This window comes from Shewanella basaltis (assembly GCF_023283885.1).
GTDB classification, from domain to species: domain Bacteria; phylum Pseudomonadota; class Gammaproteobacteria; order Enterobacterales; family Shewanellaceae; genus Shewanella; species Shewanella basaltis.
Window position 1 is genome coordinate 14,962 of record NZ_JAKILA010000005.1, and the last position, 25,236, is coordinate 40,197.

The 25,236-nt window shown below is 41.9% G+C and carries 20 protein-coding genes; 12 read left to right on the forward strand and 8 right to left on the reverse strand.

The window, feature by feature from the left end; all coding sequences use genetic code 11:
* Window positions 1–7: 7 nt before the first annotated feature.
* Window positions 8–1,081 carry an efflux RND transporter periplasmic adaptor subunit gene (locus tag L2703_RS05315; protein ID WP_248970091.1) on the reverse strand — a complete coding sequence of 358 codons (1,074 nt, stop codon included), beginning with the start codon at window positions 1,079–1,081 and terminating at the stop codon, window positions 8–10.
* 312 nt (window positions 1,082–1,393) lie between these two features.
* Here L2703_RS05315 and rhlP point away from each other — a divergent pair, with 312 nt between their 5' ends.
* Window positions 1,394–2,245, forward strand: a complete 852-nt coding sequence (gene rhlP / locus L2703_RS05320) for a rhombotarget lipoprotein (protein ID WP_248970092.1) — start codon at window positions 1,394–1,396, stop codon at window positions 2,243–2,245.
* A gap of 291 nt (window positions 2,246–2,536) precedes the next feature.
* Here the strand turns inward: rhlP and L2703_RS05325 are convergent, their stop codons facing one another.
* The gene (locus L2703_RS05325) at window positions 2,537–3,823 is read right to left on the reverse strand and encodes a citrate synthase (protein ID WP_248970093.1); all 1,287 of its coding nucleotides are present in this window, start codon (window positions 3,821–3,823) and stop codon (window positions 2,537–2,539) included.
* Window positions 3,824–4,234: 411 nt separating this feature from the next.
* Between L2703_RS05325 and sdhC the strand changes: the two genes are divergently transcribed.
* The 9 genes from sdhC (at window position 4,235) to L2703_RS05370 (ending at window position 14,813) form a co-directional block, all read left to right on the forward strand.
* Window positions 4,235–4,630, forward strand: coding sequence for a succinate dehydrogenase cytochrome b556 subunit (gene sdhC, locus L2703_RS05330; protein WP_248970094.1), 396 nt, complete (start codon window positions 4,235–4,237; stop codon window positions 4,628–4,630).
* Entirely contained in the window at window positions 4,624–4,971 is a 348-nt protein-coding gene (sdhD, locus tag L2703_RS05335) for a succinate dehydrogenase, hydrophobic membrane anchor protein (RefSeq protein WP_248970095.1), read from the forward strand. Before sdhC ends, sdhD begins: the two co-directional genes overlap by 7 nt.
* On the forward strand, window positions 4,972–6,738 hold the full coding sequence (gene sdhA, locus L2703_RS05340) for a succinate dehydrogenase flavoprotein subunit (protein WP_248970096.1): 1,767 nt from the start codon (window positions 4,972–4,974) through the stop codon (window positions 6,736–6,738). It begins immediately after the preceding gene.
* Between the two features lie 16 nt (window positions 6,739–6,754).
* Complete coding sequence (locus L2703_RS05345; protein ID WP_248970097.1) at window positions 6,755–7,462, forward strand: succinate dehydrogenase iron-sulfur subunit; 708 nt, start codon at window positions 6,755–6,757, stop codon at window positions 7,460–7,462.
* 201 nt (window positions 7,463–7,663) lie between these two features.
* Window positions 7,664–10,486: a 2-oxoglutarate dehydrogenase E1 component gene (sucA, locus tag L2703_RS05350; RefSeq protein WP_248970098.1), complete on the forward strand. Its 2,823-nt coding sequence runs from the start codon at window positions 7,664–7,666 to the stop codon at window positions 10,484–10,486.
* Window positions 10,487–10,515: 29 nt separating this feature from the next.
* The gene (gene odhB / locus L2703_RS05355) at window positions 10,516–11,706 is read left to right on the forward strand and encodes a 2-oxoglutarate dehydrogenase complex dihydrolipoyllysine-residue succinyltransferase (protein WP_248970099.1); all 1,191 of its coding nucleotides are present in this window, start codon (window positions 10,516–10,518) and stop codon (window positions 11,704–11,706) included.
* A gap of 75 nt (window positions 11,707–11,781) precedes the next feature.
* Complete coding sequence (gene sucC, locus L2703_RS05360; RefSeq protein ID WP_248970100.1) at window positions 11,782–12,948, forward strand: ADP-forming succinate--CoA ligase subunit beta; 1,167 nt, start codon at window positions 11,782–11,784, stop codon at window positions 12,946–12,948.
* Complete coding sequence (sucD, locus tag L2703_RS05365) at window positions 12,948–13,820, forward strand: succinate--CoA ligase subunit alpha (protein WP_188739244.1); 873 nt, start codon at window positions 12,948–12,950, stop codon at window positions 13,818–13,820. Before sucC ends, sucD begins: the two co-directional genes overlap by 1 nt.
* Window positions 13,821–13,886: 66 nt before the next feature.
* The gene (locus L2703_RS05370; RefSeq protein ID WP_248970101.1) at window positions 13,887–14,813 is read left to right on the forward strand and encodes an AEC family transporter; all 927 of its coding nucleotides are present in this window, start codon (window positions 13,887–13,889) and stop codon (window positions 14,811–14,813) included.
* Window positions 14,814–15,140: 327 nt separating this feature from the next.
* Here the strand turns inward: L2703_RS05370 and fur are convergent, their stop codons facing one another.
* Window positions 15,141–15,572 carry a ferric iron uptake transcriptional regulator gene (gene fur / locus L2703_RS05375; RefSeq protein WP_248970240.1) on the reverse strand — a complete coding sequence of 144 codons (432 nt, stop codon included), beginning with the start codon at window positions 15,570–15,572 and terminating at the stop codon, window positions 15,141–15,143.
* A 351-nt stretch (window positions 15,573–15,923) separates the two neighbouring features.
* On the opposite strand from fur, the gene cobB reads away from it, so the two are divergent.
* Entirely contained in the window at window positions 15,924–16,658 is a 735-nt protein-coding gene (cobB, locus tag L2703_RS05380; RefSeq protein WP_248970102.1) for a Sir2 family NAD+-dependent deacetylase, read from the forward strand.
* On the forward strand, window positions 16,651–17,115 hold the full coding sequence (locus tag L2703_RS05385) for an ATP-binding protein (protein WP_248970241.1): 465 nt from the start codon (window positions 16,651–16,653) through the stop codon (window positions 17,113–17,115). The genes cobB and L2703_RS05385 overlap by 8 nt, the downstream gene beginning before the upstream one ends.
* A 55-nt stretch (window positions 17,116–17,170) precedes the next feature.
* Here L2703_RS05385 and L2703_RS05390 read toward each other — a convergent pair whose 3' ends face one another.
* From L2703_RS05390 to ggt, 5 genes are all read right to left on the reverse strand, one after another.
* Window positions 17,171–19,264, reverse strand: coding sequence for a bifunctional 2',3'-cyclic-nucleotide 2'-phosphodiesterase/3'-nucleotidase (locus L2703_RS05390; protein ID WP_248970103.1), 2,094 nt, complete (start codon window positions 19,262–19,264; stop codon window positions 17,171–17,173).
* Between the two features lie 527 nt (window positions 19,265–19,791).
* The gene (locus L2703_RS05395) at window positions 19,792–20,187 is read right to left on the reverse strand and encodes a type 2 periplasmic-binding domain-containing protein (RefSeq protein ID WP_248970104.1); all 396 of its coding nucleotides are present in this window, start codon (window positions 20,185–20,187) and stop codon (window positions 19,792–19,794) included.
* 11 nt (window positions 20,188–20,198) lie between these two features.
* Entirely contained in the window at window positions 20,199–21,383 is a 1,185-nt protein-coding gene (locus L2703_RS05400; protein WP_248970105.1) for a porin family protein, read from the reverse strand.
* Between the two features lie 74 nt (window positions 21,384–21,457).
* The gene (locus L2703_RS05405) at window positions 21,458–23,074 is read right to left on the reverse strand and encodes a methyl-accepting chemotaxis protein (RefSeq protein WP_248970106.1); all 1,617 of its coding nucleotides are present in this window, start codon (window positions 23,072–23,074) and stop codon (window positions 21,458–21,460) included.
* A 407-nt stretch (window positions 23,075–23,481) separates the two neighbouring features.
* On the reverse strand, window positions 23,482–25,233 hold the full coding sequence (gene ggt / locus L2703_RS05410) for a gamma-glutamyltransferase (RefSeq protein ID WP_248970107.1): 1,752 nt from the start codon (window positions 25,231–25,233) through the stop codon (window positions 23,482–23,484).
* Window positions 25,234–25,236 lie beyond the last annotated feature (3 nt).

The window sequence follows — 25,236 nt, forward strand, 5'->3', positions numbered from 1 at the left end:
TGCTCCGTTATCGAATGGCTGCAAAGCTAAGCGGGGTGATGATCTCGACCAAAGATTGATCTTTGAGGTTTTGTTGGCCGCGAATGACAATTTGCTCGCCAGCACTCACTCCCGATAAAATTTCGACAATGTTGTTTTCACGGTAGCCTAGCGTCACTTCTCTGCGTTCAGCTTTGGTGTCTTTTATCACATAAAGAGCTTGGGTATTGTCTTGATTAATCAATGCATTATATGGAACCGTTAACACATCTTCATGGGTGTCGTATTTTAATTCTACGCGGGTAAACATCCCAGCTTTTAAGGTTGCATCTTTATTAGGGATAGCTAATGTGACTTTAAATGTGCCGCTTTGAGCATCAACGACTGGGCTGATCCGCAATACTGTGGCATCAATACTGGGTAAATTTGTGTTTTGTTGTTGATGCATAATTGTCGCATGTTGACCAATGCGGAGACTGGCGAGTTGCTGTTCCGGTAGGTGAAGAATGCCATGTAACTGATCTTGGTTGACTATGTAAAAAAGCTCTTGAAACTCTTTTGCCATGTTTCCCAGTTTAATGTGGCGAGCGGCAATCACACCGTCAATAGGGGAGGTGATTTGGCTTTCTTTTACCTGTAATTGAGCTAAGTCTCGTTGTGCTTTAGCAGCTTGTAAGTTGAACTCAAGTTTTGCCATGGCGTCTTGGCTGATGAATTCTTTATTGCTCATTTTATTTAAGCGATTTAATTCTTGTTCAATTATCTGCACTTCGGCTTCGGAGCGATTAAAATCGTATCGTTGACGTTTTGCATCAATGACGGCGAGCACCTGTCCTTTAGTGACTCTATCGCCTTCTTCCACATTGATTTGTTCTACAATGCCAGCAATTCTGCTCATAACGTGTGATTCTTCAGGCGCTTCTAGCGTGGCGGTTGTACTGTAAAATGATGATACATCACCAGTTTCGACCAATGCTGTTTCAACCGGGATGGCAAATTTTTCTTCTTGTTTTTTTTGCTCTTCTTCACCTGTACACGCACTAAGACTTACTATGCAAAGTAGTGGAATTGCCAATTTTTTGATGCTGATGAACCTATCCATGAGTACCTGCCAATGTTATATTTTTGGATGAAATGAGGTCGGTGTTGTTATGTTATGCCTAAGTGGCTAAACGTCACGTTATCATTTGTAACTATTGTTAATTGAACACAACAAAGCATTAACCGTGCCAACTATAAAACTCATTATTTATCAGTTTGTTATTGTTTTTTTCTATTGAGATTAGTGAAAGCCGCAATCGAAAAGTAGTAAAAATAATTAACATTTAGTGTGATTGATTATTGAGGTTATGGTGCGATAGGCAAAACAATGAAAGATAAACTCAATCGGATCGTCAAATTTAAGGGAAAATAAATGAAACTAATTACATGGATATCGACCTTGGCTTCGGTGTGCCTCTTGTCATCATGCAGCATGATGGTCAGCCAGCAAGCGGGTAAGCAGTCTGTATCGAGCAGTTTGATGGATTTTTTGTATCCTAAAAAAGAAGACCGAGCAGTGCTTAACGAAGAGATCCCCGTGCTGACACTACCTGTCAAAGTGGGCATTGCATTTGTACCGTCTTCTGGTTGGCAAAATCGGTCAATGCATAAAAAAGATGAGTACGAATTACTCGAGAAAGTAAAAGCATCGTTTGTGAAGTACGATTATATTGACCGTATTGAGGTTATTCCCAGCACGTATCTTGCTGGTGGCGAAGGGTTTACCACTCTAGAACAAGTAGGGCGACTTTATAATGTCGATGTTATTGCACTAGTGTCGTACGATCAAGTTACCCAATCACTTGAAAATAATGCAGCACTTTTGTATTGGACGATTGTGGGTATGTACGTTATTCCTGGAAATGAGAATACCATTCAAACCTTTGTCGATACTGCGGTGTTTGATATTAAAAGCCGTAAAATGCTGTTTAGAGCACCAGGAATAAGCAAACTAGAAAAACGCACAACGGCCATTGGTATAGATGAAACCATTGCTGAAAAGTCGATGGAAGGATTCGATATTGCTGTTAAGGATATGACGAAAAACCTAGATGATGAATTAGCCCGTTTTAAAGTGAGGGTTAAAGAAGAGAAAATTGCCAAAGTAGAGCACAGTAGTCAGTACAGTGGTGGTGCGGTTGATATTTATGTTGGATTGTTATTATTGATGCTGCTGTGCGCGCGTGTCAAAGGTCACTTTTCTCTGTGCTCGTTTAAACAATGATGTATTGTGATACTATTGCGCGTTAGTTAGTGATCTCTTTGCGAACATTTAAAAGGGCTTAAATAAGGCGAATGACTGAATGAATAGTGATTTTTTTCGACGTCATGCAACGCAGTGTAAGCCCTTTTAACACCCGCCACAAAGGAATGCCTCAGCCGCTTTTGCTTTACGTTAACCCTATGTGCAGGTGTTGTTCGCTAATCGTCAGAGTACAGAGCAAAGCTATATCAGCATAATTAAGGTAACAAAAAAGCGCCTTTCGGCGCTTTTTTAGTGTGGTTAATCAAAAGATTAACGCTTATCTACGCTCACGAAATCGCGCGCAGACTCGCCAGTGTATAACTGACGTGGACGGCTGATTTTGTGGCCAGGTTGATCTAACATTTCTTTCCAGTGAGAGATCCAACCAACGGTACGAGACAATGCAAATAGCACTGTAAACATGCTGGTAGGGATACCAATGGCTTTCATGATGATGCCTGAGTAGAAATCGACGTTAGGGTATAGCTTCTTAGAGATAAAGTATTCATCTTCAAGGGCAATACGCTCAAGTTCCATTGCTACATCTAGTAATGGATCGACCACTTTCAGTTCTTTTAGCACTTCATGACAGGTTTCACGCATGACTTTGGCACGTGGGTCAAAGTTTTTGTAAACACGGTGACCAAAGCCCATTAGACGGAATGGATCATTTTTGTCTTTTGCTTTCTCGATAAACTCAGGAATGCGGTCAACACTGCCAATCTCTTCTAACATTTGTAGACAGGCTTCGTTAGCACCACCATGAGCAGGGCCCCATAATGAAGCAATACCAGCAGCAATACATGCAAATGGATTTGCACCTGAAGAACCGGCTAAACGTACTGTAGATGTAGATGCATTTTGCTCATGATCAGCATGCAATACAAAAATACGTTCCATTGCTTGTTCAACCACTGGATTGACTTTGTACTCTTCACACGGAGTAGCAAACATCATCGACAGGAAGTTACCTGCATAACTTAAATCGTTACGTGGGTAAACAAAAGGTTGTCCCATTGAGTACTTGTAGCACATCGCTGCGATTGTCGGCATTTTCGACACTAAGCGGTAAGCTGCAATTTCACGATGCTTTGGATTGTTCACATCAAGAGAGTCTTGATAGAAAGCAGATAGTGCACCCGTGACACCACATAGCATTGCCATAGGGTGTGCGTCACGACGGAAGCCTCTGAAGAAGAATGCAATTTGTTCGTGAACCATAGTATGTTCTTTTACTGTGGCAACAAATTGTTCGTATTCAGCTTTAGATGGTAATTCACCGTAAAGGAGCAAGTAGCATAAATCTAAATAGGTCGATTCAGTTGCTAGCTGTTCAATTGGGTATCCACGATGTAACAAAATACCTTTATCACCATCGATATAGGTAATTGCTGACTCACAAGATGCCGTAGCTAAAAAGCCTGGATCAAAGGTGAAATACCCTTTTTTTCCAAGTGTACTGATGTCGATTACATCAAAACCTTCAGTACCTTTCTTGATAGGTAGGTCAATTGAATCGTTTCCTGGTAACTCTAATTTGGCTATATTATCAGCCATACCCCGTTCTCCTTACTTCATTCTTATCTATGAGTGCGGCATGTTAAGCGGACATTACTGTACAGTGAATGTGGATCACAGATCAATTTAAATAAGCGTTTAAATTTGTTAGACCATGGTATATGTCCACTGAAAACCGCGCTGCGCTTGCATTAGAATAAAAAATTACTAAAAAAACTTATTTTGCATAATGTGAGGTTTGTATTTGACAATTCGCGCGAGTATACTTGCCTGCGTCCCTAAGGGAGACTAACGTCACAGTTTCGAAATAATGAATTTACCCGCTAAATCGTGATTTCTCAACTGATTAACGATGTGTGAGAGTAGTCTGTTTTTTGTTTAATCGTGTTATGCCGAATGTCGACATTGTCCATTAAGCAAAAAATAGACACATAACAAAAATAATGCTCAATGGAGCTGAGTGAGCAGAACGTGAAGAAGCAAAGACCTGTCCATCTAGACCTGCAAACGATTCGCTTTCCTGCAACAGCGATCGCGTCAATCCTACACCGCATTTCCGGTGTCATCATGCTATTTGCTATCGGTATCCTTCTTTGGTTGTTAAATTCAACTTTAACATCAGCAGATGGTTTCGCTAGCGTACAATCCTTGTTTGATAGTTTCGTGATGAAGTTCATCCTCTGGGGAATTTTAACCGCGTTGGGTTATCACTTATTAGGTGGCATTCGTCACTTGATTATGGATACCGGCCGTTGGGAAGAATTAACGTCGGGTGTCGCATCAGCTAAGGCTACTTTTGCACTAGCAGCGGTTTTATCTGTCATAGCGGGGATTTGGGTATGGTAACAAACGCAGCAAGTTTTGGACGCAGTGGTGTTCATGACTATATTTTATTACGCGCAAGCGCAGTGATTCTCGCTTGTTATACTATTTTTTTAGTAGGCTTTATCGCGTGTAGTGCCCCGTTAACCTTTGAGATTTGGAATGGCTTGTTTAGCGCACTTCCAATGAAAGTGTTTACCCTATTAACGCTTATTGCCTTGCTTATCCATGCGTGGATTGGCGTGTGGCAAGTGTTGACTGATTATGTCAAGCACACTGCGTTACGCGGTGTTTTACAGTTTACCTTTGTTGTGGTCGCATTTAGTTATTTAGCGTCAGGCATTGTAATTGTGTGGGGTGTATAAGTGAGTATTCCAGTACGCGAATTTGATGCAATCGTAATCGGCGCTGGTGGCGCTGGTATGCGTGCAGCATTACAGATTTCTAAAGAAGGTAAAAGCTGTGCGCTTTTATCAAAAGTGTTTCCGACTCGTTCACATACCGTATCTGCTCAGGGTGGTATCACCGTAGCATTAGGTAATGCGCATGAGGACCATTGGGAACAGCACATGTATGACACGGTTAAAGGTTCTGATTTTATCGGTGACCAAGAAGCCATTGAGTTTATGTGTCAAACCGGTCCAGAAGCGATTATCGAACTTGAGCAAATGGGTTTACCATTCTCTCGTTTTGAAAATGGCACTATTTATCAGCGTCCTTTTGGTGGTCAATCGCGTAATTTTGGTGGTGAGCAAGCCGCTCGTACTGCTGCCGCTGCTGACCGTACCGGCCACGCGCTGCTTCACTGCCTTTATCAACAAAACGTCAAGCACAAAACAGATGTATTTTCTGAATGGTATGCTTTAGACCTTGTTAAAAACGCAGACGGTGTGATTGTGGGGTGTACCGCAATCGAAATCGAGACCGGTGAAATTGTTTACTTCAAAGCTAAAGCAACTATTTTAGCGACCGGTGGTGCAGGGCGTATTTACGCATCAACCACTAACGCTCACATCAATACTGGTGACGGTGTTGGTATGGCTGCTCGTGCTGGTGTACAGTTACAAGACATGGAAATGTGGCAGTTCCACCCAACGGGTATTGCTGGCGCGGGTGTTTTAGTGACTGAAGGTTGCCGCGGTGAAGGTGGATACCTGTTAAACAAAGACGGCGAACGTTTTATGGAACGTTACGCACCTAACGCAAAAGATTTAGCATCACGTGACGTGGTAGCACGTTCTATGATGACTGAAATCCGTGAAGGGCGTGGTTTAGATGGTCCTTTAGGTCCGCACTGTTTACTTAAGTTAGATCATTTAGGTAAAGAAACCTTGGAAGCGCGTCTTCCTGGTGTATGTGAATTATCACGTACTTTTGCTCATATCGATCCGGCTGATGGTCCAATTCCAGTTTTACCAACTTGTCATTATATGATGGGTGGTTTACCGACTAAAGTCAGTGGTCAAGTTATTCGTATGAATGACGATGGTACTGAACAAGACGTTTTAGGTTTATTTGCTGTGGGTGAGATTGCCTGTGTGTCTGTTCACGGTGCAAACCGCCTTGGTGGTAACTCATTACTTGACTTAGTGGTATTTGGTCGTGCAGCAGGGCAACATTTAGGTAAAGCACTTGATGCAACGCCTGATCCAAAAGCTGCCACCGACGTAGAAATAAAGGCATCACTTGCACGTCTTAATCGTTGGGAAAGCAACAAAGACGGTGAAGACCCAGCGGTTATTCGCAAAGATCTTCAATTGTGTATGCAATTAAATTTCTCTGTTTTCCGCAGTGGCGAAGCCATGGCAGAAGGTTTAGAACAGCTGCAAGCTATTCAAAAGCGCCTTGAAAATGCTAAATTAAGTGATAACTCAAAAGAATTTAATACTCAACGTATTGAATGCTTAGAATTAGACAACTTAATGGCGACAGCGCTAGCGACTGCATATGCTGCTAACTTCCGTACTGAAAGCCGTGGTGCGCATTCTCGTGAAGATTATTTAGAGCGTGATGATGATAACTGGTTATGCCATAGCTTGTTTGACCCAGCGACAAGAGCTATGAGTAAGCGTGATGTCAATATGGCGCCTAAGTTACGTGAAGCGTTCCCACCTAAGAAACGTACCTACTAAGGCAGGAGTTGCAAAGATGAAATTAACATTTGCATTGTATCGTTATAATCCTGATGTAGATACCAAGCCTTACATGAAGGATTACACCCTTGAAGTGCCTGATGGCTCTGATATGATGGTGTTAGATGCGTTAATTAAACTGAAAGAACAAGACCCAACGCTTGCGTTTCGTCGTTCATGCCGTGAAGGTGTGTGTGGTTCTGACGGTTTAAACATGAATGGTAAAAACGGCCTTGCGTGTATCACGCCATTATCGACCTTTAAAGGGAAGAAAATAGAAATCCGTCCTTTACCAGGCATGCCGGTAGTTCGTGATTTGGTTGTAGACTTAACACAATTCTACAAGCAATACGAAAAAATTAAGCCTTATCTGATTAATGATGAAAAGGCGCCAGCTCGTGAACATTTACAATCACCTGAAGAGCGTGCTCATTTAGATGGTTTGTACGAATGTATCATGTGTGCATGTTGTTCTACTGCTTGTCCATCTTTCTGGTGGAACCCGGATAAGTTTATCGGTCCAAGTGGTTTGTTACATGCTTATCGTTTCTTGATTGACAGTCGCGACACCGCAACAGAAGAGCGTTTATCTGAGTTAGATGATGCTTATAGTGTGTTCCGTTGCCACGGCATCATGAACTGTGTTGATGTTTGTCCTAAAGGATTAAATCCAACAAAAGCGATTGGCCACATTAAATCAATGTTGCTAAAGCGAGCAGTTTAATGCACGAGAACGAGCAAAATAAAATAGTTTATTAGCTCAATTAAGAGTCATCTTCATTTTGGGGATGGCTCTTTTGTGTGTTTATGAGAGACCTTCTGACATTATCTTGCTAAGATAAATGACAGAATACGTGTGAATAACTGTGCTTATTCACTGTTATGTTTATGGCTAGCACGTGTATCAAGTTTGAAAGGAATAACAATGCACCAAGGCATCATGAAAGCCTGGCTCGAATCATCACATTTAAGTGGTGCTAACTCGACCTACGTAGAAGAGATGTATGAAGCCTATCAAGAAGATCCTCAATCAGTGACCGCTGATTGGAAGCTTGTTTTTGATAATCTCCCGCCCGTTAACGGTGCCTCAGTAGAAGTGCCCGAAACAGCCCACTCTAAAGTTCGTGACTACTTTCGTAGTTTAGCCCTTGAAAGTCGTTCAAAAGGCGCAGCACGCGTAAGCGACCCAGAGTTAGACGCGAAACAAGTAAAAGTCCTCCAGCTTATTAATGCTCACCGTTTCCGTGGTCATCAAAACGCTAACCTTGATCCATTAGGATTGTGGAAGCGCGAAGCGGTTCAAGAGTTAGATCCTGCTTACCACGGCTTAACAGCTGAAGACATGCAGCGTGAGTTCAACACTGGTTCATTTGCCCTTGGCGGTGAAACCATGAAGCTTGCGGACATTATTCATGCACTAAAAACAACCTATTGTGGTTCGATTGGTGCAGAGTACATGCATATTACTGACACTGACGAAAAGCGTTGGATCCAGCAACGTCTAGAGCCAACGTTAGGTAAAGCGAAGTACGATAATGCGGTTAAGAAGCGTATTCTTGAAGGCTTAAACGCCGCAGAAGGTATGGAAAAATATCTTGGTGCTAAGTTCCCTGGCGCTAAGCGTTTCTCGCTCGAAGGTGGTGATGCATTAGTGCCAATGATGCGTGAAATCATTTACCGTGCTGGTGAAGCAGGTACAAAAGAGATTGTTGTGGGCATGGCCCACCGTGGTCGCTTAAATCTGTTAGTCAATATTCTTGGTAAGCGTCCTGCTGAGTTGTTTGACGAATTTGCCGGTAAGCATGCAGACACCCATGGCTCGGGTGACGTAAAATATCACCAAGGTTTCTCATCAGATTTTGAAACGCCAGGTGGCAACGTCCATTTAGCGTTAGCCTTTAACCCATCTCACTTAGAGATCGTTAACCCAGTGGTTATTGGATCAGTTCGTGCTCGTCAAGACCGTCGCGGTTGTAAAGATGGTTTACAAGTGATGCCAATTACCATTCATGGTGATTCTGCGATTACTGGACAGGGCATTGTACAAGAGACATTTAACATGTCTCAAACCCGCGGCTTTACTGTGGGCGGAAGTATTCGTATTGTCGTAAACAACCAAGTTGGCTTTACTACGTCAAACCATGCAGATGTGCGTTCTACAGAATACTGTACCGACATTGCTAAAATGGTTCAGGCGCCTATCTTCCATGTTAATTCTGATGATCCAGAAGCTGTTGCATTCATCTCTCAGCTTGCTGTTGATTACCGTAACGAATTTAAGCGTGATGTGGTTATTGACTTAGTGTGTTATCGCCGCCATGGCCATAACGAAGCGGATGAGCCTAGTGCCACACAACCGCTGATGTACGCTAAAATTAAGAAACACCCAACGCCACGTAAAATCTACGCAGATAAACTGATTGCTGAAAATAGCATCCCTGCTGATGAAGTGACGGGGTTAATCAATCACTACCGTGATGCATTAGATGCGGGTGATTGTGTGGTGAAAGAATGGCGCCCAATGACATTGCACACAGTAGATTGGACTCCTTATCTAAACCGTGAGTGGGATGAAGACTACGTCAGTGCTATGAGCATGGACCGTTTAAAGAATTTGGCAAGCAAATTAGTCGATATTCCACAAAGCCATGCATTACAGTCTCGTGTTGCTAAAATCTATAGTGATCGCGAAGCGATGGCTAAGGGTGAGAAATTACTGGATTGGGGTTTTGCTGAAACGTTAGCGTATGCTTCTATTTTAGAAGACAAGAAACGTGTACGTATTACAGGCCAAGATTCAGGTCGTGGTACATTCTTCCATCGTCATGCGGTTCTGCATAACCAAAAAGATGGTACCACTTATTTACCGCTACGTAATGTGGCTGATGAGCAAGCGCCAATTGACATCACTGACTCAGTATTGTCTGAAGCATCTGTTCTTGCCTTTGAATACGGCTACGCAACTGCTGAGCCAGGTGGATTAACCATTTGGGAAGCACAATTTGGTGACTTCGTTAACTGTGCGCAAGTGGTTATTGACCAGTTCTTGTCATCAGGCGAGCAAAAGTGGGGCCGTTTATGTGGTCTAACAATGTTGCTTCCACATGGCTATGAAGGTCAAGGCCCTGAGCATTCAAGTGCCCGTTTAGAACGCTTCTTACAATTGTGTGCTAACCATAACATGCAAGTGTGTGTTCCTTCTACACCAGCACAGGTGTATCACATGTTACGCCGCCAAGTGGTTCGCCCAATGCGTCGTCCATTAGTGGTTATGTCACCTAAATCTTTGCTACGTCATCCATTAGCCGTGTCTAGTATGGAAGAGCTTGCTGAAGGCACTTTCCAAAATATTATTGGTGAAATCGATGCATTAGATCCAAGTAAAGTAGACCGCGTGGTGTTTTGCAGTGGTAAAGTTTACTTTGAATTACTTGAAAAGCGTCGTAAAGAAAACATCGATAACATTGCTATTATTCGTGTTGAACAGTTGTACCCGTTCCCTGATGTGGAAATGCGTGCAGCATTAGAAACCTATCAGCATGTTAAAGACTTTGTATGGTGTCAAGAAGAGCCACAAAACCAAGGTGCATGGTACTGCAGTCAGCATCATTTCTGGGCTAATATTCCAGCAGGTGCACAGTTAACTTATGCCGGTCGTGAGGCGTCAGCTGCACCCGCATGTGGTTATCCAGCATTGCACGTACACCAGCAAGAATCATTAGTGAATAGCGCATTAAAACTGTCTTAATAGATAATATATATAAAGGGAAGCTTTCAATGAGTATCGAAATTAAGGTACCCGTATTACCAGAATCTGTTGCTGATGCAACGATAGCAACTTGGCATGTTAAACCTGGTGAAGCGGTCACTCGCGATCAAAATTTAGTTGATATCGAGACTGATAAAGTGGTGTTAGAAGTAGTGGCTCCAGAAGACGGTTCTATTTCTGAATTGTTATTCCAAGAAGGTGACACTGTTTTAGGTGAGCAAGTTATTGCTAAATTTGTTGCTGGTGTTGTATCTGGTCAAGAAGTGACTAAAGCCGAAGCCCAAGCTCCTGCAGCAGCAAAAGACGCAGCTACTGATGAGTCTAATGATGCACTAAGCCCATCAGTTCGTCGCTTAATTGCAGAGCACAATCTTGATGCTGCCAAAATTAAAGGCACTGGTGTGGGTGGACGTATCACTAAAGAAGACGTTGAAGCATTCGTTAAGTCTGCTCCAGCGGCTAAAGCAGCTCCTGTTGCACCGGTTGCTCCATTAGAAGGTCGTAGCGAAAAACGCGTTCCAATGACTCGTTTACGTAAAACCATTGCAACTCGTTTGTTAGAAGCGAAAAACTCGACTGCAATGTTAACCACGTTTAACGAAGTTAACATGAAACCTATCATGGATATCCGTAAGCAATACCAAGATATCTTTGAAAAACGTCATGGTATTCGTTTAGGCTTTATGTCTTTCTACATTAAAGCGGTGACTGAAGCGCTTAAACGTTTCCCAGAAGTCAATGCGTCAATCGACGGTGATGATATTGTTTATCACAACTATTTCGATATCAGCATTGCAGTATCAACTCCACGTGGATTGGTTACACCCGTGTTACGTGATACTGATACCATGAACTTAGCTGAAATCGAAAAAGCAGTTCGTGACCTTGCCATTAAAGGCCGTGACGGAAAACTGTCTGTTGCAGACATGACTGGCGGTAACTTCACTGTGACTAACGGTGGTGTTTTCGGCTCATTAATGTCTACCCCAATTTTAAATCTGCCACAAAGCGCAATCTTAGGCATGCATGCCATTAAAGACCGCCCAATGGCAGTCAATGGTCAGGTTGAAATCCTGCCAATGATGTACCTAGCACTCTCTTATGACCACCGTATTGTTGATGGTCGTGAGTCAGTTGGCTTCTTAGTCGCGATTAAAGACTTCTTAGAAGATCCAACTCGTCTACTACTTGATTTATAAGTCAGTAGATAAACCCTCGTCGCTGGTTCGTATTGAGCCAGTTGGATTTGATTAGAAGTATATGGATAGATCATCATGAATTTGCATGAGTATCAGGCAAAATCTTTATTTGCCGAATATGGTTTACCAGTCTCTGAAGGTTTTGCATGTGATACTGCTCAAGAAGCAGTTGAAGCAGCTGGCCACATTGGCGGAAATATGTGGGTTGTTAAGTGTCAAGTACACGCAGGCGGCCGTGGTAAAGCAGGTGGCGTTAAAGTTACCGGCAATAAAGAAGAAATCAGAGCATTTGCTGAAAACTGGTTAGGTAAAAATTTAGTAACATACCAGACTGACGCTAAAGGTCAGCCAGTTGCTAAAATCCTAGTTGAAAGCTGTACTGATATCGCCAACGAATTGTACCTAGGTGCAGTTGTTGACCGTAGCACTCGTCGTGTTGTCTTTATGGCATCGACTGAGGGTGGCGTTGAAATTGAAAAAGTGGCTGAAGAATCTCCAGAGCTTATTCATACAGCGATCATTGACCCATTAACAGGTCCTCAAGCTTATCAAGCTCGTGATCTTGGCTTCAAGTTAGGTTTAAACCCAACACAAATGAAGCAGTTCACTAAGATCTTTATGGGTCTTGCGAACATGTTCAACGATCACGATTTTGCATTATTAGAAATCAACCCACTTGTAATCACCACTGAAGGTAACCTTCACTGTTTAGATGGCAAGATTGGTATTGATGGTAATGCCTTGTTCCGTCAACCAAAAATCAAAGCGATGCACGATCCATCTCAAGATGATGCTCGTGAAGCGCATGCTGCTAAGTTTGAGTTAAACTATGTTGCCTTAGATGGCAACGTAGGTTGTATGGTTAACGGTGCAGGCCTAGCAATGGGCACCATGGACATCGTAAACCTACACGGCGGCAAGCCAGCTAACTTCTTAGACGTTGGCGGTGGAGCAACGAAAGAACGTGTTGCTGAAGCATTTAAGATCATTCTTTCTGATAGCAATGTTAAAGCGGTATTAGTTAACATCTTCGGTGGTATCGTACGTTGCGATATGATTGCAGAAGGTATTATTGGTGCTGTGAAAGAAGTGGGCGTTAAAGTGCCAGTCGTTGTACGTCTTGAAGGTACTAACGCCGAGTTAGGTCGTGAAGTATTGGCGAAATCTGGTCTTGATATCATCGCGGCAACAAGTCTAACTGACGCGGCTGAGCAAGTTGTTAAAGCTGCGGAGGGCAAATAATGTCTGTTTTAATTAACAAAGATACCAAGGTAATCTGTCAAGGTTTCACTGGTGGTCAGGGTACTTTCCACTCTGAGCAGGCGATTGCTTATGGCACGCAAATGGTTGGTGGTGTTTCTCCTGGAAAAGGTGGTCAAACTCACCTAGGTCTTCCAGTGTTTAACACTGTTAAAGATGCAGTAGCGGCAACAGGTGCAACTGCAACTGTTATCTATGTTCCTGCTCCATTTTGTAAAGATGCAATCCTTGAAGCAATCGATGCTGGCCTTGAGCTAATCGTTTGTATCACTGAAGGTATTCCAACACTTGATATGCTTCAAGTGAAAGTGAAGCTTGAAGAAACGGGTACTCGCATGATCGGTCCTAACTGCCCAGGTGTTATCACTCCTGGTGAATGTAAGATTGGTATTATGCCTGGTCACATCCACAAGCCTGGTAAAGTGGGTATTGTTTCACGCTCTGGTACATTAACGTACGAAGCGGTTAAGCAAACTACTGATGAAGGTTTCGGCCAATCTACTTGTGTAGGTATCGGTGGTGACCCAATTCCTGGTACCAACTTCATCGACGTATTGGAAATGTTCCAAAACGACCCACAAACTGAAGCGATTGTTATGATCGGTGAAATTGGTGGTAACGCTGAAGAAGAAGCTGCTGAATATATCAAAGCTCACGTAACTAAGCCTGTTGTATCTTACATTGCCGGTGTTACTGCACCAGAAGGTAAGCGTATGGGCCATGCTGGCGCAATTATCGCTGGTGGTAAAGGTACTGCTGCTGATAAATTTGCTGCTTTAGAAGCTGCTGGTGTTACTACTGTTCGCTCTTTAGCTGACATTGGTAAAGCATTACGCACTAAAACTGGCTGGTAATCTTACCTAGCTTGATAAAAGGCGCTTAGGCGCCTTTTTTATTGCCCTTTTATGTGGATAGCATTGATGGCCATAGTGAATATTATTTTTCCGATTATGTTTATGGTTACACTTGGTTATGGTCTGACTCGTGTGGGCTTTTTCAGTAAAGAACATATTGCCGGGATCAGTAAATTTACCTTTTATGTCAGTATTCCTGCGTTTTTATTTTCCAATATGTTAGCTGCGCCATTGGCGCAAAGTATTGATCCGTATTCCTTATTGGCTTTTTACATTCCTGTGTTACTGGTATTTGCAATCGGTTACCAAATTAATCGATATATTGGTCCTATAGCACAGCGTAATAGTGATGCTAGTGCCATTTATGCGTTAGGCTGCAGTTATTCTAATACCGTTATTGTTGGCTTGCCGGTCATTACTGCGGCACTAGGCAAAGCAATGATTGGCTCAATATTTATGATCATTACTTTTCACAGTGCATTTTTATTTGCACTGACTTTTGTGTTGGCTGCTCGCTCGCAACAGCAAGGGTTTTCCTGGCGTAAATTTACACGATCTATGGTGTTAAATCCGGTCGTGTTAAGTATCAGTTTAGGCCTTGTCGCAAATGGTTTGAGTATTGAATTAGGTCAACAACTTGATGAAGGCTTAGCATTATTAGCCAAGCCCGCACTTGCATGCGCCTTATTTGTTTTGGGTGCAAATCTGAGTTTTTATCGCATAGGTGAGCATTGGCGCTTGGCATTAATCGCCAGTGGGTTAAAAATACTATTGTTACCCGCCTTAGTGTATGTCATGGCGATGCAGGTGTTGCAATTATCGTCCCAAAATACCACGATGCTTGTGTTGTTAAGTGCCTCACCATTAGGTGTTAATGCTTATCTGATTGCCACCGAAATTAAGCAACATCAAGCAACATTAGGCAGTACGGTTGTATTGTCTACGTTGTTATCAGTGTTGAGCTTTAGTTTATGGCTGACGTGGTTAATCTAATAACTAACCTCAATACTGATTATAATGAGATCGATTTTAGACCCTATTACAATAATAATCATTGTAGGTGCTGTCATCTATAGCAAGGTCATTTGAAGCCGTAATGGGGTTTGTGACACAGTCAGAAGGGCGAATTAATCAGCGTGGTTTTTAGGCTGTTTTAACGAATTAACGCAGGAGCCGTTGTCTGGCAGAGTATGCCTACAAAACACTGGCTTAAATACCGCACTGGTAATGCTCGCTAAGAGCACATGCTAATGCGGTTTGCATAAGCCATGGGCAATAAAAAACCAGCAACAGTGCTGGCTCTTTTACAATACGAATAGACTATTCGTCTGCGTGATCACAAGTGTCGTTAGTGCAGTGTCCATAAAGGTATAAGCTGTGGTGAGTCAGTTTGATATTATGACGCATTGCTATTTCGTCTTGGCGACGCTCAATAACTTCATCTGTAAATTCAATTACTTTGTCGCAAGTTAAACACACTAAATGATCATGGTGTTGTTGTGTCGACATTTCAAACACAGCTTTTCCACTTTCAAAATGGTGGCGGTTTAAAATACCCGCATCATCAAATTGGTTTAATACTCTATAAACTGTCGCTAGGCCTATTTCTTCGCCCACTTCGAGTAACTTTTTGTATAAATCTTCGGCACTGATATGCTGATTTTCTGGATCTTGCATCAGTTCTAGAATTTTAACTCGCGGCAGGGTTATTTTTAATCCGGCTTTTTTGAGCGCTTGATTTCCATCTGTCATTGCTAATCTCTTGATTGCAGAACCCATCGGTTCATCGGTGGATAATCTAATCATTATATGTCTTGAAGTTAAAAACATAAACCTCTTAACACGGTTAATCAACTTATAAACAAAATATTTAGTCAAACACATACTTATTTCATATTTTTTGCGCTAAATCACTAAAATTGCTGCAATAAGCTTACTTATACTAAGGGATTATTGTGTCCAGTGGTTGTTAAGATATGATGGTTTTTTGAAAAAAATGGTTTTTTAACGCAATAATTGCCTTTTTTCATCATGCGATTTTGTAAAAAGTGATACTGTAAACTCAGATATAAAAATCAACTACAAGAATAAAAAGGACCTAACATGTATCGGCAAATTGTGGTCCTGACCGGCGCGGGGATATCAGCTGAGTCAGGGATTAAAACCTTTAGAGATCAACATGGATTGTGGGAAGAGCATCACATTGAAGATGTCGCCACGCCCGAAGGTTATGCTCGCGATATTGAGTTAGTTGAACGTTTTTATAATACCCGCTGGCAACAACTACATGGTGGCGGTGTTGAGCCTAATGCCGCCCATTTAGCATTAGCAAAGCTTGAAGCTGAATTTGATGGCGAACTATTAGTGATTACGCAAAATGTGGATGATTTGCATGAGCGTGCGGGATCACGTCGACTTTTGCACATGCACGGTGAGCTTTCTAAAGGACGTTGTCCGCAGTCTTTACAGACGTTTATATTACGTGAACCTTTTGGTGTTGATAATTGTTGTACTTGTTGCATCCCCGCACGGCGATTACGGCCACATATTGTGTGGTTTGGTGAAATGCCATTTGGTATGGATAGAATCCATGATGCGTTAGACCGTTGCGATTTATTTATTGCGATTGGCACTTCGGGGACCGTGTATCCTGCAGCTGGTTTTGTCGACTCGGCAAATCATCATGGTGCACAAACGGTAGAGGTGAATTTATTGACTGCAGATAGACACAGTCAGTTTCAATACCATTTTACCGGTAAAGCAGGTGAAGTAGTGCCGCAATTAGTTGAGCAGATTTTAGCGGGGAAGGTGATAAGCAGTGACACAATTAATGAATAATACCGCTAAACCCTGCGTAGCGATTATTATGCGGGGTTTGCCGGGCAGTGGTAAATCTTACTGGGTGGAGCAGTATATTAATGCATTAGGCATTGAGCAGTCTTTACACATTCGTCAGTATGGTTATTTTTCGACTGATGATTATTTCATGGAAAATGGGCTATACCAATTTAATCCGCAAAAATTGGCGCAATATCATCAAGCCAATTTAACCGCTTTTATTAATGCTATGGCTCGCGCAGAACCTGTGGTGATTTGTGACAATACCAATGTCGCTAAATGGGAGTTTATGGCCTATGAAGCGGCAGCCAAGGCTTTAGGGTATCAGATCAGGGTGGTATTGGTGGGGCAGCCTAAGGATGCACAGCATCAGCAATTATGTGCTGAGCGCAATCGACACCATGTGCCATTAGCCCATATTCAGAAAATGGGTCATTTATTTGAAATCGAATCGTAGTTTTTAGACAATAAAAAAGGCGCGGTTAGCGCCTTTTTGTACTTTGTGGTTAGGGTTATTGAGCTGAAACAGGGGTGGTTAAGTCAATACTGTAAATGGCAAAACCGGCCACAACGGTGTCACTTGCGGGTAATTTTACCATTTTACGTTGTTGATTTTCTGCCACAAATTTGTCAGCAATTTCGCTGTCTTGGGTTTCAAAACGAATATCTAAGGCCACAGTGGCATTGTCGATTGTTTTGAAGTCCCAGTTGTAATCAGCAGATGGGTCAACCATTGCGTCATAGCCGCCAGCAGCATTAGGTTGTGATTGCTCTGTAATATAAGCCGATAGTGCATCACGGTTGGTGTCTGGCAGTTCTAGTACAACGTGATCAGAACCTGTTCCAGCAAACGATCCTCCAAAGGCACGGTAGTTATTTGATGCGACAATAAATGACATCGCAGCTAATTCATCACCGGTAATCACAGTCCCGTCTGGAGCCGTGTAGGCTAGGTCAACAATGCGGTTTGCTTCTGCATTAACAACAACACAACTGCGATCAAACTTACTTGGTTGGGTAACGTCAATTTTATACGTTAAGCCATCAATCACATCAAAGTTATAGGTCGGATGACCTGCACGGTTAATCAAGTTTTGTGGTGTGCTGATTGTAGGGTCGATTTGATTAAATTGGTTAGCTGAACATTCTAGCCAATCTTTAAGTTCAGCACCCGTTGCTTTAACCGCTACCATAGTATTTGGGTAAAGGTATAAATCAGCGGCATTTTTGTAAGACAAGTTACCAGCATCTACTTGCACATATTGGCTTGCATCACCTTCAGCATAACGTCCACCGGCTTTGAACGGTGCAGAAGCTGATAGAATGGGTAGGTCTTTTAAATCATCCGTGATTAAGGCTTTAACGCGCGCAATTTGTGCATTAGAGACAATTTGAACCGTAGGATCATCTTGTACCAAGGTGAGGAAGCTATACATGTCTGCTGCGGCAACACCAATAGGCTGACTGACATAATCAATAGTACCGTTATGCTCAACTTCTATTGCATCACGTAAGCTTGATTCACCTTCAACCAAGGCAACTTTATTTGCGTTGTCATAGATTGGACGTGCTTTCGCTGTTGATTCTTCATGAATGACAATCCATTTTCCTTCTACTTGACGTAAGACTAAATCGATAACACCTAAGTTATCTCCCCAGCGGCCCGGCATGACGGCTGGTATACCGTTTAATAAACCTTTGTCTACATCTGTATTTGGTAAGTCGCTGTACGTTGCTGATGGGAAAACAGAGTGGCTATGGCCAAAGAAAATAGCATCAATACCGTCAACATTGGTTAATGCATAAGTGGCGTTTTCTGCCCATGGATCACCAGGGTTTTCGCTTGAGCCGATACCTGAATGGGGAATGGCTAAAATAATATCAGCGCCTTCGGCTTTCATTTGTGGTACAAATTTATTTGCCGCTTGAACAATGCCCAGTACTTCTACTTTTCCGTCTAAGTTTGCCTTATCCCACTGTAAAATCTGCGGTGGAACAAACCCGATGTAACCAATTTTAATGGTATGTTCATTACCGTCAACGTCAGTAACAACTTTATCTTTGATAATATATGGGGTAAACATGTTTTCATTAAATAACACATCATCCCAACAGCCGTCTTTGTCAGCACAAATGACGTTAGCATTAATATAAGGGAAGTTAGCACCGTCTAAGGATTGCTCTAGAAATGATAAACCATAGTTAAACTCATGGTTACCAATATTTCCCACGTCATAGCTAAGCGTATTCATCGCTTTATAAACAGGGTGAGTATCGGTAAGCATATTGCTGTCGGTTTTAAATTTATTAGCAACATAGTCACCCATTGGGCTACCTTGTAATAAGTCACCGTTGTCCACTAATACAGAGTTAGTCACTTCAGCGCGCGCCGCATTAATTAAACTGGCGGTGCGAACCAAACCAATGGTTTTATCCTCTTTACCAGAATAATAGTTGTAATCCATCATATTAGTATGTAAATCAGTGGTTTCCATAACACGTAATTTAATGTCTGCCGCCACTGTATCTTTACTGTCATTGGATCCGCAAGCGCCTAGCCCCAGAGTGGATGCAACCACAACAGCAAGTATTTTTTTATTTAGCATAATTCTCTCTCTTTTTATTTGACCCCGGGACATATTTTGTCGTGTGTCCCTTATGTAGCGTTAACATCATTTACCTATTTTGATAATAAAATGAAAACACGGTCGTGATTATAAGCATAATTCGTGAATAAATTGTGATGAAACGCTAAATTAAGTCGATTAATAAGTGAGAGTGCTCAATTGTTAGGCGTAATTAGTGGTGTTTATACTATTGAAGAGTTTATTTTTATAGCGTTAAATATAAGTAAGTTAAAGTGTATATTTTAAATTCATAATTAATTATGAATTTAAAACATGAATAAAATAAATTGTTTAACTGTTAACTATTCATAAATAGAGCGTAAGTATTCTAACGGTTAATATATTATTGGTGGTGAAATGAGTCTTCGCCGAAAGTATATTTAACGAATATGTCTGTAGTAATTACATTGATGTAAACGCTTTCATTAAGGCAATAAAAAACCGAGTAACATAAGTGTTACTCGGTTTATTTAACCATAATATCATTGCATTGATGGCAAATTATATTACGGTTTTAAAATCACTTTAACTGTCGCATCGACATCAGCTTCATCGATATAACCAATAGCATTTGGGTTACTTGCTACAGCAGATTTCATTGCAGCAGCACTTGGAACCGTGGCGGGTGGGTTTCCTTTACCAGTAAAAACCTGTTTTGACCAAAAAGCTTTTAATTGAGAATCAGATTTACCCGTTACAGCTTGATGAAACTCACTGCGTGTGGGGTTGCCTTCTTCAAGCTCATACACAACAACAGAGGAGTCGCCTTTACCTAAAAAAGCTTTTTTGGCATCATTTGCTGACAAATTGCCAGCCGCTGGATTACCAATGACTACCACGGCAGCATTGGCAGAAACAATAGCAGATAAGCTGATTGCTAAAACACTAAGTAACGTTTTCATTTAGACACTCCTTAGAATACTGCGTCAAATTTAACGGTGTAGATTAAGGTGTCATCGTAAATGAATTTACCTGTTGTTGTGTCAAGGCTGTTATTGAGGAATCCACCTGAGGTGTCACCAAAATCATCGGCATAGGTAATATCAAACTTAACCGCAACGTTATCGATAGCATCCCAACGCAAGCCTAAGCTGTATGCCATACGTTCCGCATTGAAGGCTATCATTTGAATGGCTGCTGCTTGAGATAATGGTAAACGCTCGTCATTATCTTGGGTTTTCATGTAAGCAACAGTGACATAAGGCGTAAATTCTTTAATACGGTAACCTAATGTTAAATAACCTGAGTCCGTATCAGGGTAGGCTGCATCAACTTCAATGCGTGTCCATTCGGTAATGGCAATGACTTCACCGTTATCATAACTTGCACCTACACCTGTGAACGAGCCGGTATCGTCAACAAGTTGCAGAACGGTATAATCGGCTTCGCTTGTTACACTGCCATCAAATTTGGCTTGACCGTACACTGCACGTAACGTCCATGTTTCATCTGTCCAGTTGACGTTGGCGCCGATGAGGTTACTGACATCAGTGCCAGTACTTTTCACTTTAGATTCGCCGCCAAACATTTGCATTGTTAATGTTGAGTCATCCAAATCAACATCATACGATACACCACCACCGGTATATGATGAGAATGGCACAGCGCCGTACACTTCTTCTGGCGGACGCGCAAAGGGCTGTGCGTAGCCAACGTCTAGGTAGTCTGAATACATGTATAAGGGCACACGTAGTTTACCGCCACGAAGTTTAACTCCATTTTCAAAACGGTGAGATAAATATGCCCATTCGGCTTCAACTTCCCAGTCGTATTCGCCACGCATCATTAACTGTAATACAGCTTGAGTACGGTCAGAAATATCGAATGTGGCTTGTAAACCAACTTTGCTGTCTTCACTGAAGTTTGCACTCGTGTCAGCACTGTTATAGCCTGCATCATTATCAGAGCTAATATAAGCACCACTGATAAAACCATTCAGTTTCACTTTATCTTTAAGGTTTGCATTTTGCTGAGATTGTAATGCTTGAATTTGCTGTTCTAATTTGGCAATTTTTGCATCAGCGTCGTCAGCCAGAGCAATACTCGGTGCCATTGCAATGGAAATTGCGACAGGCAACGCTTTCAAATTAAATTTCATGTTGTGACTCCTGGTTATTACTCATCATTCGCCTAAAAGGCTCATTTTTATAATGGTTCTCGCCGACAATTTAATTAAACCTTAAATTGGTTTGTGATAAATTGCAGTTTTTCACTTACGTTTTGGATATCGACGCTTATGCCGCCCATATCCGTTGTTGTCGCCCTGACTTTTTGCGCACTGCTTTCCATCTCTGCCACATATTGCTGAATTAATACTGACGTATTATGTTGCTCTTCTGTGGCTGCGGCAATTTGATCGTTTACTTCTGATATTGCACTGACTTTATTGGTAATACTGGTTAAAGCATCACCTGCTGTTGACGTTGATTGAACCCCTTTTTCAGCAGTTTCAATACCTCTTTGCATAGCATCAACGGCCTGTTTTGATGTCGTTGTCAGTTCTTTTAATACCGTTTGTATCTCTTGAGTTGAGGTTTGTGTGCGTGAAGCTAGTGTTCTTACCTCATCGGCTACGACCGCAAACCCTCTGCCATGTTCACCTGCTCTTGCTGCTTCGATGGCGGCATTGAGTGCTAATAAATTCGTTTGGTCTGCAATGCTGCGTATGGTGTCGAGGATGCCATTCACTTTGTGGGTAAAGGCGTCTAATTGATTAACGACTACCGCAGTGGTTTGTACTTCATTGGCCAAGGTTTTTATGGTAGCAACGGCATCATTAACTATCACAAAGCCTTTTTTGGCCTCAGTATTTGCGTTTTCAGCTTCTAATGCTGCGCTGGAAGCGTATTCTGCAATATGGGTTACGCTCACAAACATTTCTTTCATTGCATGCGATATTTGTTCAATTGCCGCATTTTGCTGCTCAACATTGATACCACTTTGTTGACTACCATTTAATAAGCTTAGCGCTACTTCATTTAAGTGTTCTGTTGTGTGCTTAGTATCGGCAATAGATGATTGAAGTTTAGTAATAAATTGATTAAACCAGTAAACAAGTTCGGCAATCTCATCTTTACCTTGGTACTGTATCCGAGAGCGTAAATCGCCTTCACCTTCAGAGATATTTCTTAGCGATTGAGTCACACTATCAATTGTGCTGATAATAGAGCGATTAACCAATAATCCGACGGCTATCATTACTAGGGTTGCCACGACACCGACGAGCAATACACTGTTTTCTGCTTGCTCGCTACTGGATATTGTTGTTTGGATTTGCTGTTCAAATTGCTCTGAGTAGGCTTGTTTTTTGTCAATAAACTGTTTCACTAACCCTTGATAGCGTTTGGCATTTTCAGCGGCTTGCGTTTGTATTTTACTGAAATCAACATCATCTTTAAGAAATTCTGCAGCCAAACTTTTGGCGTTATTATGATAAAGCGCTAACTCGTTTTTTTGTTGTTGAACATGGCTGAGCTCTGATGGCAGTAATACTGACAACTCAGTTAGATTGTCAGTGATGTCTTTCACCATTTTTGCCGCAATGTCTAAACTGTCTTCTTCACCTGTGGTAATCGCAGACTGGATAGTTTGATCGAGTTGTAATAACAGACCTTGGTTAACCGTCGCTAAATTAAGCGCAGGGTAGAGTTGGTTTTGGATGCCATTTAATCGTTGGGCATTTTGGTCGCCTGTTTGGTTGTTAATGATTAATGAAATCACAAACGACACAATAGCGACTATGGTGAGCAGGGCAATTCTATGCCTTATTTTTAAATGAGTGAGTTGCATAGTACCTTTTCATAGCAAGTTGGCGACAAGTTAATAATATCATTTAAAAAAATTGGATGAAATTACTAATAAAAACCTAGTTTTACTCTAGGTTGCAGTAAGTATGGACATTGATGACAAGAATGCAATTTATTGTTGTTTAAATATAAAAAGGTGAGTAATTTAAATTAATAAAAAGCTGGTTTAATCCATTGAAAATATTAGATTTATATGAGTTGTAAAAACATGGCGTGTTTACTGTTTTTTATGAAAGTGTTTAATTTGAACGTGGCTAGAAATAAAATTGTGCTTAAAATGCCGCGATTGTTTATTTATATCTTTAAGTTTGCATACCATAACAATTGAGTCTCAATAATGGCGACTGCTCATCAGTCGCCATTAATAATGTGCTTAGCGTACCTTTATTTTTAGTGTCCTACTGCCGCTGAACCTGCACGGCGTGGATCTGACGCGCCGAAAAGACCTTGTTCAGTCACCATAATCGATTGAGTACTGCCAATAGATTCCTGAGTTTTGACTTGATGACCTTTGGCTTCAAGCAGTGAGATAGTATCGCGGTTCAATGTGTGTTCTGCCCAAATAAAGTCAGGTTGCCATTGATGGTGGATCCGCGCTGCGGCAGTTGCTTCTGCAATATTCAATTTATGATCAATTACATTCATGATGATTTGCAGTGTAATGTTAATAATTCGCGAACCACCGGGACTGCCAGTCACTAAAAACGGTTTCCCGTCTTTCATGACTATCGTTGGGCTCATTGAGCTTAATGGCCGTTTATTGCCTTGAACCGCATTTGCATCCCCACCAATTAAACCATACCCATTAGGTGTACCTGGTTTAACTGAAAAATCGTCCATCTCGTTATTTAATAAAATCCCAGTCCCTTCGGCCACTAAACCTGAGCCGTAGCTAAAGTTAAGTGTATAGGTATTTGCAACTGCATTGCCCCATTGGTCTACGACTGAATAATGGGTCGTTTGATCACTTTCATATCCGGCGAGGTTTCCGGGTTTTATTTCACTGCTCGGCGTGGTTTTATTAATGGCGATTTTATCCGCAATGGTACTGGCGTATTCGCGACTAATAAGCTGTTTGACAGGCACATTGACAAAATCGGGATCGCCAAGAAACTCACTGCGATCAGCGTAGGCATACTTCATTGTTTCTGCCATAAGGTGCAAGGTATTTGCCGTGTTATGCCCTAACTGATCAATTGGGAACTTTTCGAGCACATTGAGCATTTCAATAATGTGAATACCACCTGATGATGGTGGTGGCATTGACACAATTTCGTAGCCTCGATAAGTACCGCGTACAGGTTCACGCTCAACCACTTTATAATTGGCTAAATCTTCTAAACTCATTACGCCGCCAGCATCTTGTACAGCTGTAACAATCTTTTTAGCCGTTTCTCCATGGTAAAAGCCCTGGCTGCCTTTTTCTGCTATAAGTGATAATGAATGAGCCAGCTCAGGTTGTTTCAGGATGTCATTAACCTGAAAATCGCTTCCATCTGGGCGGTAGAATATTTTTGCTGAGCTTGGCCATTGAGCTATTCGCGATTTAAGGCCACTGAGTGAATTAGATAAGTCTGAGGTGACAACAATACCGTCTTTGGCGAGTGAAATGGCTGGGGTTATCACTTGTTTTAGGTTCATGGTTCCGTATTTTGTTAAGGCAAGTTCCATACCCATAACAGTACCAGGCACACCAACGGCTAAACCATGCTCACGGCTCAGTTTATTGACCGCATTCCCGTGTTCATCCAAAAAAATATCTTTATGTGCTTTACCTGGTGCCGTTTCGCGGTAGTCGATAGCAATGGTTTTCTTTTGCTCAGCTAAATGCACTAACATAAAGCCACCACCACCTATATTACCTGCTCTTGGCAAGGTAACGGCTAGGGCATAACCTACCGCCACTGCGGCGTCTACAGCATTACCGCCTTGTTTTAAAATGTCTACACCTATTTGGCTTGCTATTGCTTCTTGGCTAGAGACCATGCCATGTTTGGCATAAATTGGCTGTGCGGTCGCCATTTCACTGAAAATCGAGATATCATTGGCATAAGAGGTCGTACTATAAAAGGCCGGGTAGCAAAGGGTGAGTGATAATGCAGCGCTGAGCAACAGTGGTTTGAGTTTAGGGAGTCGGTTCACGAT

Coding starts and splice junctions, on each gene's coding strand:
- fur (WP_248970240.1), bottom strand. CDS start 15,572: ATGACAGATGGAAATCAAGCGCTCAAAAAAGCCGGATTAAAAATAACC.
- L2703_RS05325 (WP_248970093.1), bottom strand. CDS start 3,823: ATGGCTGATAATATAGCCAAATTAGAGTTACCAGGAAACGATTCAATT.
- L2703_RS05405 (WP_248970106.1), bottom strand. CDS start 23,074: ATGCAACTCACTCATTTAAAAATAAGGCATAGAATTGCCCTGCTCACC.
- L2703_RS05345 (WP_248970097.1), top strand. CDS start 6,755: ATGAAATTAACATTTGCATTGTATCGTTATAATCCTGATGTAGATACC.
- L2703_RS05390 (WP_248970103.1), bottom strand. CDS start 19,264: ATGCTAAATAAAAAAATACTTGCTGTTGTGGTTGCATCCACTCTGGGG.
- L2703_RS05370 (WP_248970101.1), top strand. CDS start 13,887: ATGGCCATAGTGAATATTATTTTTCCGATTATGTTTATGGTTACACTT.
- sucC (WP_248970100.1), top strand. CDS start 11,782: ATGAATTTGCATGAGTATCAGGCAAAATCTTTATTTGCCGAATATGGT.
- odhB (WP_248970099.1), top strand. CDS start 10,516: ATGAGTATCGAAATTAAGGTACCCGTATTACCAGAATCTGTTGCTGAT.
- sucD (WP_188739244.1), top strand. CDS start 12,948: ATGTCTGTTTTAATTAACAAAGATACCAAGGTAATCTGTCAAGGTTTC.
- sucA (WP_248970098.1), top strand. CDS start 7,664: ATGCACCAAGGCATCATGAAAGCCTGGCTCGAATCATCACATTTAAGT.
- L2703_RS05315 (WP_248970091.1), bottom strand. CDS start 1,081: ATGGATAGGTTCATCAGCATCAAAAAATTGGCAATTCCACTACTTTGC.
- sdhC (WP_248970094.1), top strand. CDS start 4,235: ATGGAGCTGAGTGAGCAGAACGTGAAGAAGCAAAGACCTGTCCATCTA.
- cobB (WP_248970102.1), top strand. CDS start 15,924: ATGTATCGGCAAATTGTGGTCCTGACCGGCGCGGGGATATCAGCTGAG.
- L2703_RS05400 (WP_248970105.1), bottom strand. CDS start 21,383: ATGAAATTTAATTTGAAAGCGTTGCCTGTCGCAATTTCCATTGCAATG.
- rhlP (WP_248970092.1), top strand. CDS start 1,394: ATGAAACTAATTACATGGATATCGACCTTGGCTTCGGTGTGCCTCTTG.
- L2703_RS05385 (WP_248970241.1), top strand. CDS start 16,651: ATGAATAATACCGCTAAACCCTGCGTAGCGATTATTATGCGGGGTTTG.
- L2703_RS05395 (WP_248970104.1), bottom strand. CDS start 20,187: ATGAAAACGTTACTTAGTGTTTTAGCAATCAGCTTATCTGCTATTGTT.
- sdhD (WP_248970095.1), top strand. CDS start 4,624: ATGGTAACAAACGCAGCAAGTTTTGGACGCAGTGGTGTTCATGACTAT.